The organism is Flavobacterium sp. OHVDL-2026-0007, assembly GCF_059882335.1.
Genome location: NZ_CM187612.1, coordinates 4,525,742 through 4,541,486, shown reverse-complemented (window position 1 = coordinate 4,541,486; position 15,745 = coordinate 4,525,742). Strand labels below are relative to the sequence as shown.

General features: G+C 35.7%; 16 protein-coding genes. 5 read left to right on the top strand and 11 right to left on the bottom strand.

The features are described 5' to 3' along the window. Positions 1 to 61: 61 nt before the first annotated feature. Positions 62 to 490 (bottom strand): helix-turn-helix domain-containing protein, encoded by a 429-nt coding sequence (locus AC51AA_RS18600; protein ID WP_500703691.1) that lies wholly within the window; start codon positions 488 to 490, stop codon positions 62 to 64. 364 nt (positions 491 to 854) lie between these two features. Between AC51AA_RS18600 and AC51AA_RS18595 the strand changes: the two genes are divergently transcribed. Beyond that, complete coding sequence (locus tag AC51AA_RS18595) at positions 855 to 1,613, top strand: metallophosphoesterase (RefSeq protein ID WP_500703690.1); 759 nt, start codon at positions 855 to 857, stop codon at positions 1,611 to 1,613. 69 nt (positions 1,614 to 1,682) lie between these two features. Here AC51AA_RS18595 and AC51AA_RS18590 read toward each other — a convergent pair whose 3' ends face one another. Further along, positions 1,683 to 3,143 (bottom strand): aminoacyl-histidine dipeptidase, encoded by a 1,461-nt coding sequence (locus AC51AA_RS18590; protein ID WP_500703689.1) that lies wholly within the window; start codon positions 3,141 to 3,143, stop codon positions 1,683 to 1,685. Between the two features lie 110 nt (positions 3,144 to 3,253). Here AC51AA_RS18590 and AC51AA_RS18585 point away from each other — a divergent pair, with 110 nt between their 5' ends. The 3 genes from AC51AA_RS18585 to AC51AA_RS18575 all read left to right on the top strand — a co-directional run bounded on the left by AC51AA_RS18585 (position 3,254) and on the right by AC51AA_RS18575 (position 5,586). Next, positions 3,254 to 4,315: a DUF3810 domain-containing protein gene (locus tag AC51AA_RS18585; protein ID WP_500703688.1), complete on the top strand. Its 1,062-nt coding sequence runs from the start codon at positions 3,254 to 3,256 to the stop codon at positions 4,313 to 4,315. Positions 4,316 to 4,451: 136 nt separating this feature from the next. Then, a complete protein-coding gene (locus AC51AA_RS18580; RefSeq protein WP_500703687.1) occupies positions 4,452 to 4,946 on the top strand; it encodes an RNA polymerase sigma factor in 495 nt (164 codons plus the stop codon). Between the two features lie 7 nt (positions 4,947 to 4,953). Further along, complete coding sequence (locus tag AC51AA_RS18575; RefSeq protein WP_500703686.1) at positions 4,954 to 5,586, top strand: DUF8845 family protein; 633 nt, start codon at positions 4,954 to 4,956, stop codon at positions 5,584 to 5,586. 62 nt (positions 5,587 to 5,648) lie between these two features. Here AC51AA_RS18575 and AC51AA_RS18570 read toward each other — a convergent pair whose 3' ends face one another. Then, the gene (locus AC51AA_RS18570) at positions 5,649 to 6,458 is read right to left on the bottom strand and encodes a lysophospholipid acyltransferase family protein (protein ID WP_500703685.1); all 810 of its coding nucleotides are present in this window, start codon (positions 6,456 to 6,458) and stop codon (positions 5,649 to 5,651) included. A gap of 125 nt (positions 6,459 to 6,583) precedes the next feature. Continuing rightward, positions 6,584 to 7,234, bottom strand: a complete 651-nt coding sequence (locus AC51AA_RS18565) for an NUDIX hydrolase (RefSeq protein ID WP_500703684.1) — start codon at positions 7,232 to 7,234, stop codon at positions 6,584 to 6,586. Positions 7,235 to 7,325: 91 nt separating this feature from the next. Here AC51AA_RS18565 and AC51AA_RS18560 point away from each other — a divergent pair, with 91 nt between their 5' ends. After that, a complete protein-coding gene (locus tag AC51AA_RS18560) occupies positions 7,326 to 7,760 on the top strand; it encodes a DUF4268 domain-containing protein (RefSeq protein ID WP_500703683.1) in 435 nt (144 codons plus the stop codon). A 203-nt stretch (positions 7,761 to 7,963) separates the two neighbouring features. On the opposite strand, the gene AC51AA_RS18555 is transcribed toward AC51AA_RS18560, so the two are convergent. The 7 genes from AC51AA_RS18555 to yidC all read right to left on the bottom strand — a co-directional run bounded on the left by AC51AA_RS18555 (position 7,964) and on the right by yidC (position 15,692). Beyond that, the gene (locus AC51AA_RS18555) at positions 7,964 to 8,593 is read right to left on the bottom strand and encodes a Pr6Pr family membrane protein (RefSeq protein WP_500703682.1); all 630 of its coding nucleotides are present in this window, start codon (positions 8,591 to 8,593) and stop codon (positions 7,964 to 7,966) included. An 18-nt stretch (positions 8,594 to 8,611) separates the two neighbouring features. Next, entirely contained in the window at positions 8,612 to 9,022 is a 411-nt protein-coding gene (locus AC51AA_RS18550) for a hypothetical protein (RefSeq protein ID WP_500703681.1), read from the bottom strand. 20 nt (positions 9,023 to 9,042) lie between these two features. Then, on the bottom strand, positions 9,043 to 9,987 hold the full coding sequence (locus AC51AA_RS18545; RefSeq protein ID WP_500703680.1) for an NAD(P)H-dependent flavin oxidoreductase: 945 nt from the start codon (positions 9,985 to 9,987) through the stop codon (positions 9,043 to 9,045). 12 nt (positions 9,988 to 9,999) lie between these two features. Next, entirely contained in the window at positions 10,000 to 11,604 is a 1,605-nt protein-coding gene (locus AC51AA_RS18540; protein ID WP_500703679.1) for a S8 family serine peptidase, read from the bottom strand. Between the two features lie 44 nt (positions 11,605 to 11,648). Further along, positions 11,649 to 12,836: a tRNA 2-thiouridine(34) synthase MnmA gene (mnmA, locus tag AC51AA_RS18535; protein ID WP_500703678.1), complete on the bottom strand. Its 1,188-nt coding sequence runs from the start codon at positions 12,834 to 12,836 to the stop codon at positions 11,649 to 11,651. 139 nt (positions 12,837 to 12,975) lie between these two features. Further along, the gene (locus AC51AA_RS18530) at positions 12,976 to 13,692 is read right to left on the bottom strand and encodes a toxin-antitoxin system YwqK family antitoxin (RefSeq protein ID WP_500703677.1); all 717 of its coding nucleotides are present in this window, start codon (positions 13,690 to 13,692) and stop codon (positions 12,976 to 12,978) included. Positions 13,693 to 13,787: 95 nt separating this feature from the next. Next, positions 13,788 to 15,692: a membrane protein insertase YidC gene (gene yidC / locus AC51AA_RS18525; RefSeq protein ID WP_500703676.1), complete on the bottom strand. Its 1,905-nt coding sequence runs from the start codon at positions 15,690 to 15,692 to the stop codon at positions 13,788 to 13,790. Positions 15,693 to 15,745: the final 53 nt, after the last annotated feature.

The window sequence follows — 15,745 nt, the reverse complement described above, 5'->3', positions numbered from 1 at the left end:
CAAAAAAAAAACTGCCTAAAAAATTTTAGACAGTTCCCACACTTAATATCTTTAATAAAGACTATTTCACCTTTAGTAATTTTTCTAAATATTCATTTTTTTCTTTTTCGGCTTGTACCAAACGCTCGTATAGTTTTTTGTTCTCTTCGTAAGCTTCAACAAGCTTGTCTAAAGGATTGAAAGTTGGCTGATAATTCATTGAACTTGCAATCAATGTAGAATTATCACTACTGGTATTATGATAGGTATTCCCAATAATATTAAACACTGCTTCTTCTGAAAAACTTTTGATTCCTTCAGCAGTAACTCCTAAAACTTCTGCAATAGCATTTAATTTATCTTCATCAACGCTTTCACTTCCTTCTATACTAGAAACAGACTGCTGGCTTACACCAATAGCAATAGCAAGCGCTTCTTGTTTCATTCCTCTAAGCTCTCTAATTCGGCTGATATTTCTGCCTATGTGTTTTGATTTTGTTGCTGTGCTCATAGTTCAAAGATATTTAAAAATTCACAAAAAATATTCAGTTTGGTAAAATACAAGTCCGCATTGGTAAGATACAAGTCCGATTGGTTCGGTACGGCACAATCTAATACTTACTTGCAACGCATTACACAAAAATACAATTTTTCGGACATCTAACAATTTAAAAAAAACAAAATTATGACTACACCAACCAAAGGAATCCCCACATTGACGCTGAAAAAAAACGTACACAGACTTTTAAAAACGAGTTTAACGAAGAACAATTTTACACCCATCCCAGAAGCTATACTTAATTGGCCTTTCTTTATTAGTTGTTGTATTTAAAAATTTAACCATCAATTTTTATTAATTTTAAAAAAAGCATTTTATGGAAATACAATATTGCTCCGATCTGCACCTTGAATTTAGAGAGAACAAACAATACCTAATTGCCAATCCGATTGATCCTCAAGCTGATATTTTGATTCTAGCTGGAGACATTATTCCTTTTGCTTTACTAGACAGACATCAAGATTTTCTAGATTATGTCTCGGATCGTTTTAAACTCGTTTACTGGCTTCCAGGCAATCATGAATATTACCATTCTGACATCAATATCCGAACTGGTGTAGTAGACGAAAAGATACGAGAGAATGTCTTTTTAGTAAACAACTGCGTAAAAGAAATTTCTGGAATTCATTTGATATTTTCCACCCTATGGTCCCATATTTCTCCAGAAAAACAATCCGCGATCGAACGAGGTATGTCTGATTTTAAAGTCATAAAAGACCACGATCGTTTATTCAATGCAGAGCATTACACTTTGTTGCATCAAGAAAGTTTACAGTTTATTCAAGAAACTGTGGCGGGATTAAAAGCTCAAAAAAAAGTAGTCATCACTCATCATGTCCCTACTTCTCTACATTATCCCCTGCAGTATGTTAATAGTCCAATCAACGAGGGCTTTAGAACGGATTTAACGGATTATATAGAAAAAAGCGGCATAGATTACTGGCTTTACGGTCACCATCATTCTAATGTAGACAAATTTCAGATAGGTACTACTCAATTAATCACCAATCAATTGGGTTATGTCGGTCATAATGAGCATCATCAATTCAATAGAAATGCCACCTTTGCATTATAAAAAAATACCCCCAATGAGCTTTTAACTTCTTGGGGGTAGTTTCTCACTTATTTAAATAAATACCTTTACTTATTTAACCGGGATATTGGCTAGAATTTCTAACACAAATTTCCAATATTTCTTAGCAGATGAAATACTAGCTCTTTCGTCTGGTGAATGTGCTCCATGAATGGTTGGACCAAAAGAAATCATATCCATATCTGGATAATTTGTTCCTAGAATTCCACACTCCAAACCAGCGTGACAAGCCACAACTTTTGGTTTTTCACTATTTTGTTTTTCATAGATTCCTACCAAAACATCTAATATCTCAGAATTTACGTTCGGAGTCCAACCTGGGTAACTTCCTGAAAGCTCTACTTCACATCCAACTAATTCAAAAGCAGAACGCAAAGAATTAGCCAAATCAAATTTAGAAGTTTCTACAGAAGAACGAGTTAGACAACCTACCATAATCTCACCATCTTTTACAATAACGCGAGCAATATTGTTTGAAGTTTCAACTAAATCATCCATATCCGCACTCATTCTATAAACCCCATTGTGAGCAGCATAGATAGAACGAATAATTCCTTCTTGAACCCCTAAGTCCATTATTTTTTTAGGTAAATCGCATTTTACGATTTCTATACTAAGATTAGGTTCAGTGGTTTTATACTCTGCTTTAATATCATTGATAATTTCTTGCATGTCAAAAATGTACGCTTCATCAAACATTTCTGAAATGATCACTTTAGCAACACTCTCTCTTGGAATGGCGTTTCTTAAACTTCCTCCGTTGATCTCCGCTACTTGTAATCCGAAGTTTTCAAATGCATCAAACAACAAACGGTTCATTATTTTATTCGCGTTACCCAATCCTTTATGAATATCCATACCTGAATGACCTCCTTTAAGACCTTTTACGGTAATAAGATGTCCAACAGAACCTTCCGGAACTTCTTCTTCATTATAAGCTCTTGTAGCCGTTACATCAATTCCTCCTGCACAACCAATATCAATTTCATCATCTTCTTCAGTATCTAAATTTAATAGAATCTGACCTTGAAGAATTCCTCCTTTTAAATTTAATGCTCCTGTCATACCAGTTTCTTCGTCTATGGTAAACAAAGCTTCAATTGCTGGATGCGGAATATCTTTACTCTCTAAAATAGCCATTATCGTCGCTACTCCAAGTCCATTATCTGCTCCTAGTGTAGTACCGCGAGCACGAACCCAATCCCCATCAACATACATGTCAATCCCTTGTGTATCAAAATCAAAAACTGTGTCGGCGTTTTTTTGATGAACCATATCCAAATGTCCTTGTAAAACAATTGCTTTACGATTTTCCATTCCTGGTGTGGCTGGTTTTCGAATGATTACATTGCGAATTTCATCTTCAAAAGTTTCTAATCCTAAACTGGTACCGAAGTTTTTCATGAACTCAATAACACGCTCTTCTTTTTTAGAAGGACGAGGTACTGCATTTAAATCGGCAAACTTATTCCAAAGCGCTTTTGGTTCTAAATTTCTTATTTCTTGACTCATTATGTTTTGTTTGAAGTTTAACATTTTCCAACTTCAAAGTTACAAAGTTTAAATTCTTTTTCGATACTAATTGATATTGTATTTATATTTACGTATTCAAATTTTATGCTGTGAAATCAAAATACATTTTACCTTTATTACTTCTCTTACAGATTATCCTTTTAAAGATTATTCCTTTTTTCCCTGAAGCTATTGAGCAGTTTTACAGCAATGGATTGTACTTGAAAATTTCTCAGTTTTTGAGAATAGCTTTGGGCAGCATCTCCTTTTCCGTTGGCGATTGCCTCTACGCGATTTTGATTGTACTATTGATAAGATGGATTTGGACAACCAGAAAATATTGGAAAACCAATTGGAAAGATCAGTTACTCCAAATATTAAGTGTTCTTTCAATCTTTTACTTCTTTTTCCATCTCCTCTGGGCACTCAATTATTACCGGGAACCACTATTTGAGAAAATGAAGATTCAAAGAGAATATTCAGACGCCGATTTATTGGCCTTCACTCAAAAAATCATCACCAAGACCAACTCTGTTCACTCACAAATAACAAAACACAACAATCTTAAAGTGGTGTTTCCTTATTCACAAGAGCAAGTTTTTAAAATGAATCTGAACGGCTACGAACATCTCGCTGCCGAATATCCCTATTTTACCTACTCCCGTCTAAGTGTAAAAAAATCATTATTCAGCCTCCCCTTAACCTATATGGGATTCGGCGGCTACCTGAACCCTTTTACCAATGAAGCTCAAGTCAACGACTTGGGCCCACTCTATAGCTTCCCTATGACTACCAATCACGAAATGGCTCATCAAATGGGATACGCCAGTGAGAGCGAATGTAACTTTATTGGATTCATGGCTTCGGTGAAAAATGACAATTTGTATATTCAGTATTCCGGTTACAGCATGGCTTTACGCTATTGCTTAGGCATCCTACAAGCAAAAGATGAACAACTGTTTAAAAAAACACTAAAAACCGTCCATCCCGGAATTCTAAAAAACTATAAAGAGAGTCAGGATTTCTGGAAGCAATATGAAACTTTTGTTGAAACAGGCTTTCATATTTTCTATGATAATTTCTTAAAAATAAATCAGCAAAAAGAAGGCATGGACAGCTATAGTAAGTTTGTTGATTTAATGATTAATTATTACAAAACCAAACCCTTATAATCAGCTTTCCCCTAGTCTTAAAAGGAAGTCCTCGAAACCCAATAAGTAACTTAAAAAAATAAGATCAATCCAAGCTGTAGTAAAAAAAACAAAACCAGTTTGTAACAAAATCGACTTCAATACTACTAATACTAATATGAGCGAAAATCTAGAACAGTCATTTGTTGCGCAATTGCAAGCAAATCAGAATATAATCCACAAGATTTGTAGATTATATACTGCTGGAGAAGATGCTCACAAAGACTTGTTTCAAGAAATTACCATACAGTTATGGAAGGCGTATCCAAAATTTAGAGGCGATAGTAAATTTTCAACCTGGACGTATCGCGTTGCCTTAAACACAGCCATTACTTTATACCGAAAAACAAAACGCACCGTATCAACGGTAGAATATGAAAGTCATCAGCATTTTATGAAAGATGTTGACTATAACTATGAAGAGGAAGAACAAATTAAATTGATGTACAAAGCCGTTTATCAGCTCAATGACATCGAAAAAGCGTTGGTTTACATGTACTTAGAAGACAAAGATTATCAAGAAATAGCCGAAACCTTAGGGATCAGCGAAGTGAATGCTCGTGTGAAAATGAATAGAATTAAAGGGAAACTTAAAAAAATATTAAATCCTTAAAAGAATTATGAAAGAACTGGATTTATTAAAAAAAGACTGGCAAAAGAACTCGGGTTCTTTTCAACAAATTTCTGAAAACGAAATCTATAAAATGATTCATAAAAAATCATCTTCTATCGTGAAGTGGATTTTAATTATCAGTATAGTAGAGGTTTTGTTTTGGACTTTTTCGAACATATTCATCAATACAGATGAGTTATATCAAAAAATGAATCACCCGGAAATTGTATTAGCCCTTGATTACATTACCTACCTTAACTATATAATAACCCTAATTTTTCTTTATCTTTTTTACAAAAATTATCGAACAATTTCGACCACAGTAGCTACAAAATCCTTAATGAGTGCCATTTTAAAAACCAGAAAAACGGTTCAATACTTTGTATGGTACAACTTAGCCATGATTGTGGTCTCTACCATCTTAGGTTATTTTGTGGCTTTTGTTTACAATCCTGACATGGCATTTCTAAGAGATCAATTAGCCGCCAATGGAAAAACAGTATTTTTCACTATCGGAATCCTAATCTTGATTATATTAGGTTTATTCGGACTCTTCTGGTGTATTTACAGATTGGTATACGGAACGCTATTACGCAGATTACATGATAACTACAGGGAATTGAAAAAGATCGATTTGTAAAAAACAAAAAAACTAGGCTAGTATTCTAAAGAACTTGATCTAAAAAAGAGATCTGCTTTTGTTTAGTAATCCCATCTTCTCAACTTGTTAAGTTCTTCTTCCGCCTTAATTTCTTCGGCCGGAATTACTTTCAAAAATGAAGGATGTTGCTCGATAGCAAATTCTACTTTTTCCACGATTTGTTCAATAGTATCGTTATCATAATCAATATCAAGAGGTTCTTTGATAATGAAAGATTGTAGTATGCCTTTCTTTTTCATTCGCAAACCTTTTTTATCAAACGAACGACGGAAACCATCGATTACAATTGGCACAACAATGGGTCTGTGTTGCTTGATAATATGCGCTGTTCCTTTACGAACAGGCTTAAATGATTTAGTGGTTCCTTGTGGAAAGGTAATCACCCAACCATCTTCAAGGGCAATTCTAATATTCTCTGTGTCGTTTGGGTTCACTTCACGCTTTTCTGTCACATCAACTCCTTTAGCTCTCCAAGTTCTTTCTACAGTAATCGCTCCAACATAAGCTAATATACGAGGTAGTAAACCCGCCTGCATCGTTTCTTTTGCCGCTACGTAATAAATATTCATTTTTGGCTGCCACAAGTAGCCAATATTCTTGATCGTGTCTTGGCGCCCGCTTAAACTAGCATTAAACACATGAAACATAGCCACCACATCAGCGAAATACGTCTGGTGATTCGAAATAAACAACACATTGGTATCTGGTAAGGTTTTGATTATTTCAGATCCTTCAATCTGCAACTCATTAAAACCTCTATATCTTCGGTGCGTCATGGCCCCCAAAATACGGATTAACCATTTTTTGATGAATAATATGTGTCCGAAAGGATTTCGTTTAAACAATCCCATAACTGTGTATTGTATTTTTTTATTAGGGCGCAAACATACAAAATTTATTCTTTTTGTAAGGTCAACTAACAATCTCGTAAAGAAACTGCCATTCTAATGAATATCACTTCATTAATTTTTTATTTCTACGAATTTTCTTTAAAAGCCATTTTCAGCACCTCTCGCAATTCACTTAATATCATGGCAGTTGCCCCCCAAACAATATGATTTTGAATATTAAAAGCTGGAACTAAAATATTATTGGCATAAGAAGTTGATAAAGTGGCTTCTATAATAATTTCATCATTCAAAAAAACAGATAATGGCAATTCAATAATACCAGCTACCTCTTTTGCATCGGGATAAAATGAGAGTTCTTCTTGAGCAATCCCTAAAAAGGGATGGACCATAAAATTACTTGGCGGAATATACATAGGCGTAAAAGACTTGACGACCTTGATTTTCTCTGGTGCAATCCCGACTTCCTCATGTGTTTCTCTTAAAGCTGTTTCCGCAAAATCGGCATCAGTTGTTTCATATTTTCCACCGGGGAAAGCAATTTGTGCAGAATGAACACCATTATAAGCATTTCTAACGATTAAAACCAGATGTGTTCTCCCTTTTTTGGGGTAAAACAACATCATAACGGCGGCAATTCTTGGATTTTTTGCGCTCAAATCGAACTCTTTTAATGCTTCCATTCTTTCTTTTGGAGCCATTTTCATATGTGCTAATGCTGCTGGCAACTCAACCGGAATTAAATTAGGAACATATTGCAAAAAATCTTGAAAATCCATATTCAAAGTTTATTTTTGTACTTTCAAATAAAATATAAATATAGTCTAGAAAAGGCGGTTCTACAAGTTTTCTAAACCCAAAGCCATAAAAATGTACAGTAAAGAAGAATCACAGAAAATAAAAAGAGAATTTTGGGTCGCTTTCGCCGAAAAATATCCTCGTAAATGGGTGCTTTATGATACTAAAATTAAGGATTTCTCTTTCAAGTTTTATGTTGACAACAAAAAAGCGCAGGTTCTAATTGATATCGAACCTAGGAACGATGAAAAACGAGCGGCTTATTTTGAAAAATTAGAAGCTTTAAAGAATATTCTCGAAGAAGAATTCGTCAAAGATCTGATTTTCGAAAAAGAACATACTTTAGAAAGCGGTAAAAATATCAGCCGAATTTGGGTAGAAAAACAAGGAGTTGGTTTTAGCAACCGAAACAACTGGGATACTATTTTTGATTTCTTTTTCGAAAAAATGAATGCTCTGGAAATGTTCTACTTAGAATATGATGAATTCATTAAAGATGTCCAATAGTTTTTCATTTTAAACTTTAGGAATATCTAAGCTCACAGAGATCAACCTATCCTTTGAAAACATATGGAAATAGCGATTAAGTAAAGACCTCTTTTCTTAGTCGCTTTTTCTTTATCAGCGTTACCCGCCTTACTCAGGGTATAAATCAAAAAAACAACATTTTCCTGAAATGGAATCTTTGATTAAAGCGTTACCCTGTCCCACTAAACTCTATTAGATCTCCACTTATTGTTAAGTGCGATCAATCCTAAACCGGCTACAAAAAACAATACCGTCAGAACACAAATATTCACCAAAACCTTGTCAAATCCCAATTGAGTGACATTTAAAAAAGGATAAGGATACCAATTTGTAATTGATCCTCTCACTAAGGAATAAATGAGGTATAGAAAAGGGAAAATTGTCCAATAAATGCCCTCTTTCCAATTTAACTTTTCTTTTTCAGCATAATACAACCAATACAAAAGATATACTATTGGATTTAAAACATGCAACAGATTATCGACCAGTAACTGCCAGCCTGTTGGGGCCCATATTCCTCGTAAAATAACATTATAAACTAATCCCACGATCAAGATGTACAAGGCAATAGCCGCCTGCACAGATAAACTTGAAAAAAATATTCCCGTTTTTGTTTTGGGTAAAAACATGGAAAACGTCACACTCAAGGCTACCAATAAATTAGACAATATCGTAAAATAACTAAAGTAATTAGCAATACTTCCTTGGGTAAGACAAAGCTGAAAAACAAGTGCAAACCAAGCTAGGAATGCGACTATCGATGCGCACAATCCTTTGGCTGTTATTTTTCTGTTTTTACCATTTATACTCAACTGCCTTATTTTTAAAAATTATACACTAAAAATATTGTAAACGATTATATGATCGTCGTAATTGATATACAGCTGCTTGCGATGGTCTTGCTTTTTACGTGTAATGATAGACAGTTTACAATCTATCCCGTTATTGTCCTTACACATAAAAGAGTACACGATATCGGTATCATTTTCTTCACGTTCTATATAATCTGCTATATTGAAAAGCTGAATTTCTTGAGAATACACCACAATACGATGTTTATCAGTATCCAAAATCACCGAGAGGTTAACCAAATCAAGTTTGGACCATTCTCCCCATTTGTCTTTCGATTTTTTCTCTAAAACACTAAAACCTGATGTTTTAAAACGATAAGACTGACTTTGAACCTGTTGTAAACCCATTGCCAAAAAAAGGACCATTATGTAAGTGCGTATAGAATTCATTTGCTATTTCTTGCGGATAATTAAAACTCAAATTTAGCTTTTTCTTGACAAGCAAGTTCAAAATCAGCCATCATTTCTTTAACAATTTGTTCTACGGGCAGTATTTCATGAATCAATCCCGCTATTTGCCCAATTTCAAGTTCACCTTCTTCAAGATCCCCTTCAAACATCCCTCTTTTGGCCCTAGCCCTACCTAACAGCTGCGCTAATTCTTCTTTGGTTGGACACTTTTCATATAAGGTTTGAACATCCTGATAAAATTTATTTTTGATCAATCGCACCGGAGCTAGCTCTTTTAAAGTCAATTGCGTATCCCCTTCCTGTACTTTCAATATGGTTTGTTTGAAATGCTCATGAGACGACGACTCTACAGAAGCAGCAAAGCGACTGCCGACTTGAACCCCATCAGCACCCAAAATCATCGTAGCTAACATCCCTCTTCCCGTTGCAATACCACCGGCAGCAATAAGTGGAATCTGAATTTTTTCTCTGACCATCGGGATTAACGTCAAGGTAGTCGTTTCGTCTCGTCCATTGTGTCCTCCTGCTTCAAAACCTTCCGCTACAATAGCATCCACTCCAGCATCTTGTGCCTTGAGCGCAAAAACACTACTACTGACCACATGGACTACCGTAATGCCTTTTGCCTTTAAAAAGGAGGTCCAGGTTTTTGGGTTTCCTGCCGAAGTAAAAATAATTTTCACTCCTTCTTCCACCACAATATTCATGATTTCTTCAATGTTGGGATACAACATGGGAATATTGACCCCGAAAGGCTTATCTGTGGCTCTCTGGCATTTCTGAATGTGCTCGCGCAAAACTTCAGGATACATTGAGCCCGCCCCTATGAGTCCAAGTCCTCCGGCATTGCTCACTGCAGCTGCCAATTTATAACCACTGTTCCAGATCATTCCACCTTGAATAATTGGATATTTAATATTGAAAAGTGCTGTAATCTTGTTCATTCAAAAATGCTCTTATTGTTTGATTATTTTACCTCTTTTATGCAAATCTATAGCATCAAATGTATAAAAATACAATCCGCTATTTAACGATTGCAAAGAAATAATTGGATTTTGTTTGCTTATTTCTTCTTCGATAAGCTTTTGTCCCAAAACTGAATAAATTGAAACTGTCGCAGTACTGCCTTCCTTAAAAAAAGAAAACGAAACGATTGATTCCACTGGATTGGGGTATACCACAAAAACGACAGTACTGTCTACACTTTCAGCCCCTAAAGCAGAAGCAAAATTGGGAATTCCATAACCATAATTATTATTAGGATTCGCGTATCGATCGGCAGATTCAAGAATCATTTGCCTAATTTCCGCACTGGTTTTAGAGGGAAAAGCCTGCCATAAGCAAGCCACCAAGCCTGCTATAATAGGGCTGGAAAATGAAGTGCCGTCCATTTTTATAATAGAACCCGAAGCATTTGCTACAACCACCCCAGCTCCTTGAGCCATCACTTCAGGCTTGATCCGATCATCATAACTAGGTCCTATGGCACTAAATCTAGTCTTTTCTTTTGATGGGGCAACAGAACCAACGCTAACCACCGATACGGCATCGGCCGGACTTCCAATGTGAGGCTCGGCAGTAGCACCCTCGTTTCCTGCTGAAGCCACAACGATCATACCTTTACTACAGGCCAATTGAGCTCCTCTGGAGCTAAAAGTCGTCGAACCGTTCATCTCACTATAGGCATGACTATAATTGGGATCATCATATTCAAAATACCCCAGTGAAGTGGTGATGATATCCACACCCAAACTATCGGCTCTCTCCGCGGCTTCCACCCAAAGGGATTCTTCCACCGGCTTTTCCGTTACTACGTCTTCGGTAATAAACAAATAATACGAGGCTTCAGGGGCAGTCCCCACCAAAGCATTTTCCTTATAAGCAGCCATGGCTGATAATACCATAGTGCCATGATCATCTCCTGTATAAAAATTATTTTTTCTGGTGACGAAATCATAGCCTCCTAAAATCTGTCCATTAACCACAAGATGGTGAAAAGGTTCCGCAGTATCTACGCCTGGAAAACCAGCATCCAGAACAGCAATTAACTTACCCGAACCCTTATAATTATGCTCATGTAATACCTGCCCATTGAGCATTTCAATTTGATTACCGGAAGATCCATACGCATAATCACTCTTTGTTTTGAGTTTATGGTTGACTTGCGATCGTTCATTCTCGCCTACTTTTTTAGCAGTCGTATTTAATGCCTTATTAGCAAAAACAACTTTTTCGACAAAGGATAGTGATTGCAAAGCGAGAACATCGCTTTGCACGGCCCGAATATGAAGTGCGTTCAACCATTTTGATTTGGCCATAACGTTAATTCCGGATCTCGCTTTTATTTGATTGACATAGGATTCTTCTATTGGAACATCTGTAAAATCCAACGCAATATGTTGATGGTCTCTACGCTCTAAGGCACGAGCACTAAGCATGTTTAAGGGATGCTCCAAAAAAGTTTGTGCGCTTGGTTTCCCATTAAAATAGACCCATGCCTCCTCCTGCGAAAACATCACAACAGAAAACACCCCTAACAGTAATGTGAAATAGCGCTTCATGTTTTGCTTTTTTTAAAGGAAAACCTTTGTAAAAAAGCATAAAGCTATGAAATTACTCCCGAACCAACTAATTCATTATCAAAATACCAGGCTACAAATTGCCCCTCGGTAATCGCAGATTGCGGTTGCTCAAACTGCACATACATACCGTCTTCAAATTGATGTAAAATAGCTTTCTCTAAGGGTTGACGATAGCGAATTCTTGCCATAACCTCCATTTTTTCACCTACTTTCAAAGTCAAATCTGTACGAATCCAATGCACTTCCGATTTCTCGATAAATAAGGCTTTTTTGAATAAACCTGGATGCTGACTAGTCAAACCAGTATAAATAGTATTGGTCTGTACATCTGTAGCGATGATAAACAATGGGTCTGTAGTTCCACCCACGTTCAAGCCTTTTCGTTGACCATTGGTAAAATAATGAGCTCCTTGATGTTTTCCCACTACCTTTCCCATAGTAGGCAGATAGTTTCTTTTTTGAGCTTCTAATTTTAGCTCCTCTTCCAAGGATAAACCCGTTGGTATTTCCACAGTGTAAATAGCATCGTTTTTATCAATTTGCACAATCTTACCTTCTTTAGGTTGCAATTTTTGTTGCAAAAATTCAGGTAAACGCACTTTTCCGATAAAGCACAATCCTTGAGAGTCTTTTTTATCAGCCGTAATCAAATCCATTTCAGCTGCGATCTCACGCACTTCTGGTTTGGTTAACGCACCAATTGGAAACAAAGATCTTGATAATTGTTCTTGAGACAATTGACATAAAAAATAGGATTGATCTTTATTGGTATCAGCTCCTGCAATTAATTGATAAATAGGTTTTCCATCCACTTCAATTTCACTTTTTTGACAATAATGCCCTGTAGCCACATAATCAGCGCCAAGACTTAAAGCAATTTTCATGAAAACATCGAATTTGATTTCGCGATTACAAAGTACGTCAGGATTTGGAGTTCTCCCTTTTTCGTATTCATTGAACATATAGTCCACAATTTTCTCTTTGTATTCTTCACTTAGATCAACAGTTTGAAACGGTATGCCGAGTTTCTCAGCTACTAATAAAGCATCATTGCTATCCTCTAACCAAGGACATTCATTTGAAATAGTAACCGAGTCATCGTGCCAATTTTTCATAAAAAGGCCAATAACTTCGTACCCTTGCTGCTGCAATAAATAGGCCGCAACACTAGAATCTACTCCACCAGAAAGTCCAACAACTACACGTTTCATGCTAAATCTTTTATATTTTTACAAGGCTGCAAAGATAAGTCATATTTTTAGATAATGGTGGTGGTTTCGATTAGTTTATATAATCTAGGGGTAGATAAAACTTATTCTTATCGAAACGGCTTCTATTTTCGGCCGCTGCTTATTTAGCTTTAGGTTTTGAATCTGCCTGATAATTACTTCTAGGATCGCTCATATTGACTTCTTTGATCAATTTTCCTTTCATATAAAATTGCCACATACCCGCCTTTTTTCCGTTTACAAATTTTCCTTTAGAAGCCACAACGCCATCCGCATCATAAAAAATAGCATCACCATTATATTCATTATTTTTATAAGTGCTTTGCTCTAAAAGAATTCCATTCTGTCCGTATTTTTTATAAGTCCCTTCTTTCAATCCATTCTTATAGGTCATCTCTTCGGCAATTTTTGCATCTGGATAATAAACCGATCGCATTGCTTCCAACTTCCCATTTACATAATTCTCAATGGTCATCACCACTTTGGATGCCTTGTGATAATAATTCCATTGGCCTACTCGCGCTTTGCCTATTTCTTTTCCTTCACTTACCTTATTTTTATTCTGATCATAAAAAATGGTATACGAGCTGCCATCATTAGCCGTAAAATCACGGGTCGCCACAACATCTCCTTTCTTGGTGTCATCGAAAAACTTAAAGATCCCCGACTCTTTCCCATGGGTAAAAGTACCTTCGTAACGAGCTCTCTTAGACAACTCATAGGTACCTTTCCAAAGTCCATCTTTCTTTCCACTTGCGTCCACTCTATTCACCTCTTGCCCTGATACTAAAACGGTCTGCAAGAACAACAATCCGATCACTATTTTTTTATAAATCATGGTATAGTTAGTTTTAATCTTAAACGAAAATCAGTTTGATAAAGTATCGTATAGATATAAAAAAATCCCGATAAATCGAGATTTTTTTACTTGTTTTATTTCTTTTTATTCTGAGCTTTAGCAGCTTCTTGTTGTTCCATCACATCTTGAAGACGTTGTTGAAACTTACTTTGCTTTTTAGGCTCTTTTAATTTATTCTCTTGAATTTGAGCATGAATCTTATCACTATCTACAATGTAGTTTTTAATGACAAACATAATTCCGATGGTAATTAAGTTCGAGATAAAGTTATACAAACTCAAACCAGCACCATAACTATTGAAGAAAATCAACATCATTAATGGCGATACATAAATCATGATTTTCATCATTTTAGCCATATCCGGCATACCGTCTTGTTGAGGCGCAGCCATCTGTTGGTCTCCAGAAGTCATTTTCATATAAAAGAAAATCGCAATGGCAGCCAAAATTGGAAATAAACTAATATGATCTCCGTATAATGGAATATGGAAAGGCAATTTTGCAATTGCATCAAATGAAGACAAATCATCTGCCCAAAGGAAACCTTTTTGTCTTAACTCAAAAGCCGATGGAAAGAACTGGAACGAGGCATACATAAACGGCAGTTGGATCAAGGCCGGAATACATCCTGCCATTGGGTTAACTCCTGCTTTATTATACAACTTCATCGTTTCCTGTTGTTTCTTCATTGGGTCTTTCTTGAACTTTTCTCCCAACTCTGTAATCTCTGGACGCAAAACTTTCATTTTAGCCTGAGACAAGAATGACTTATAGGTAATTGGCGACATAGCCAATTTAATAAGAATTGTAAAGATAATAATGGCAATACCAAATGACAATCCAATTGTTGAACTCAAGAATCCAAATAATGGAATAAAGATCCATTTGTTAATCCATCCGAAAATCCCCCAACCTAATGGAATAATTTTTTCGAAGTTCTTATCGTATGACTTTAAGATTTTATAATCAGCAGGTCCAAAATACCAACTCATTTTATAATCTACTTCTCCGTTTGTAAACGCTAAAGGAACAGTAGCTTTAAATTGTTTGGTAAAAACCGTATCTATCTTTTCGTCTTTAACTAAATTATCTGATTGTAATCTAGATTTTTCGAATGCCTTATCAGTGGCTAAAATAGTCGTGAAAAAGTGTTGCTTGAAAGCCACGTAACTTACTTTTTCAGGAGTATCTTCTTTACCTACACCGTCGCTTACTGCGCTGTATTTCTCATCACCATACTCATATTCAATTTGAGCATAACGATTTTCATACGAAATACTTTTCTCGTTTCTGTAGGTTTTCATATCCCAAACCAAATCCAATGGCTTAGAAGAATTCAAAACTTTATTCAATCCTTGAGAACGAATATCAAAACCAACTAAATAATCATTTGGTTTTAAGATGTACTTGTATTCTAAGAATTCGTTAGCACCCGCTTTCAAACGCATAGTCAATACTTGATCCTCTCCGTTTTTAGTCAAGGTTGGCTCAAAAAACAAATCTTTAGAGTTTAAAGTTCTGTTATCCGTAGTTTGCAACTGGATATTTAAATGAGCATTATTGTCTTTAATCAATTCTACTAATTGTCCAGAATTTTTCTCAAATCTTTTGAATTCTTTAAGAGTAGCTTCTACTATATACCCACCTTTATTGGAGATTTTTAGTATTAACTTATCATTTTCAATAGTAGTAACAGTATCCTTTGCAGAAGGAAGTGTAGCCGAATAAGCAAAACCTCCTAATGTTTTTTGTAATTGCGCCAACTGAACTGCATCACCAGGGGTAACAGCAGCAACCGCTACAGTAGCTGTTTTAGCTACATTAGCTTGCGCTTCTTGTTTCGCTACTATTTCTTTTTTAGCTTTTTCTGCGGCAATTTCTTTCTCAGAAGGTTGATTTTGGTACATAATCCAAATCAAAATTCCAAATATCAATGCAAAACCAATGATTGAATTAAAGTCAAATTTTTTTTCTTCCATTATAATTTTAAAAAAGGTATTCGTTAAAGATTATTAGTGATGCATTTGCCCCA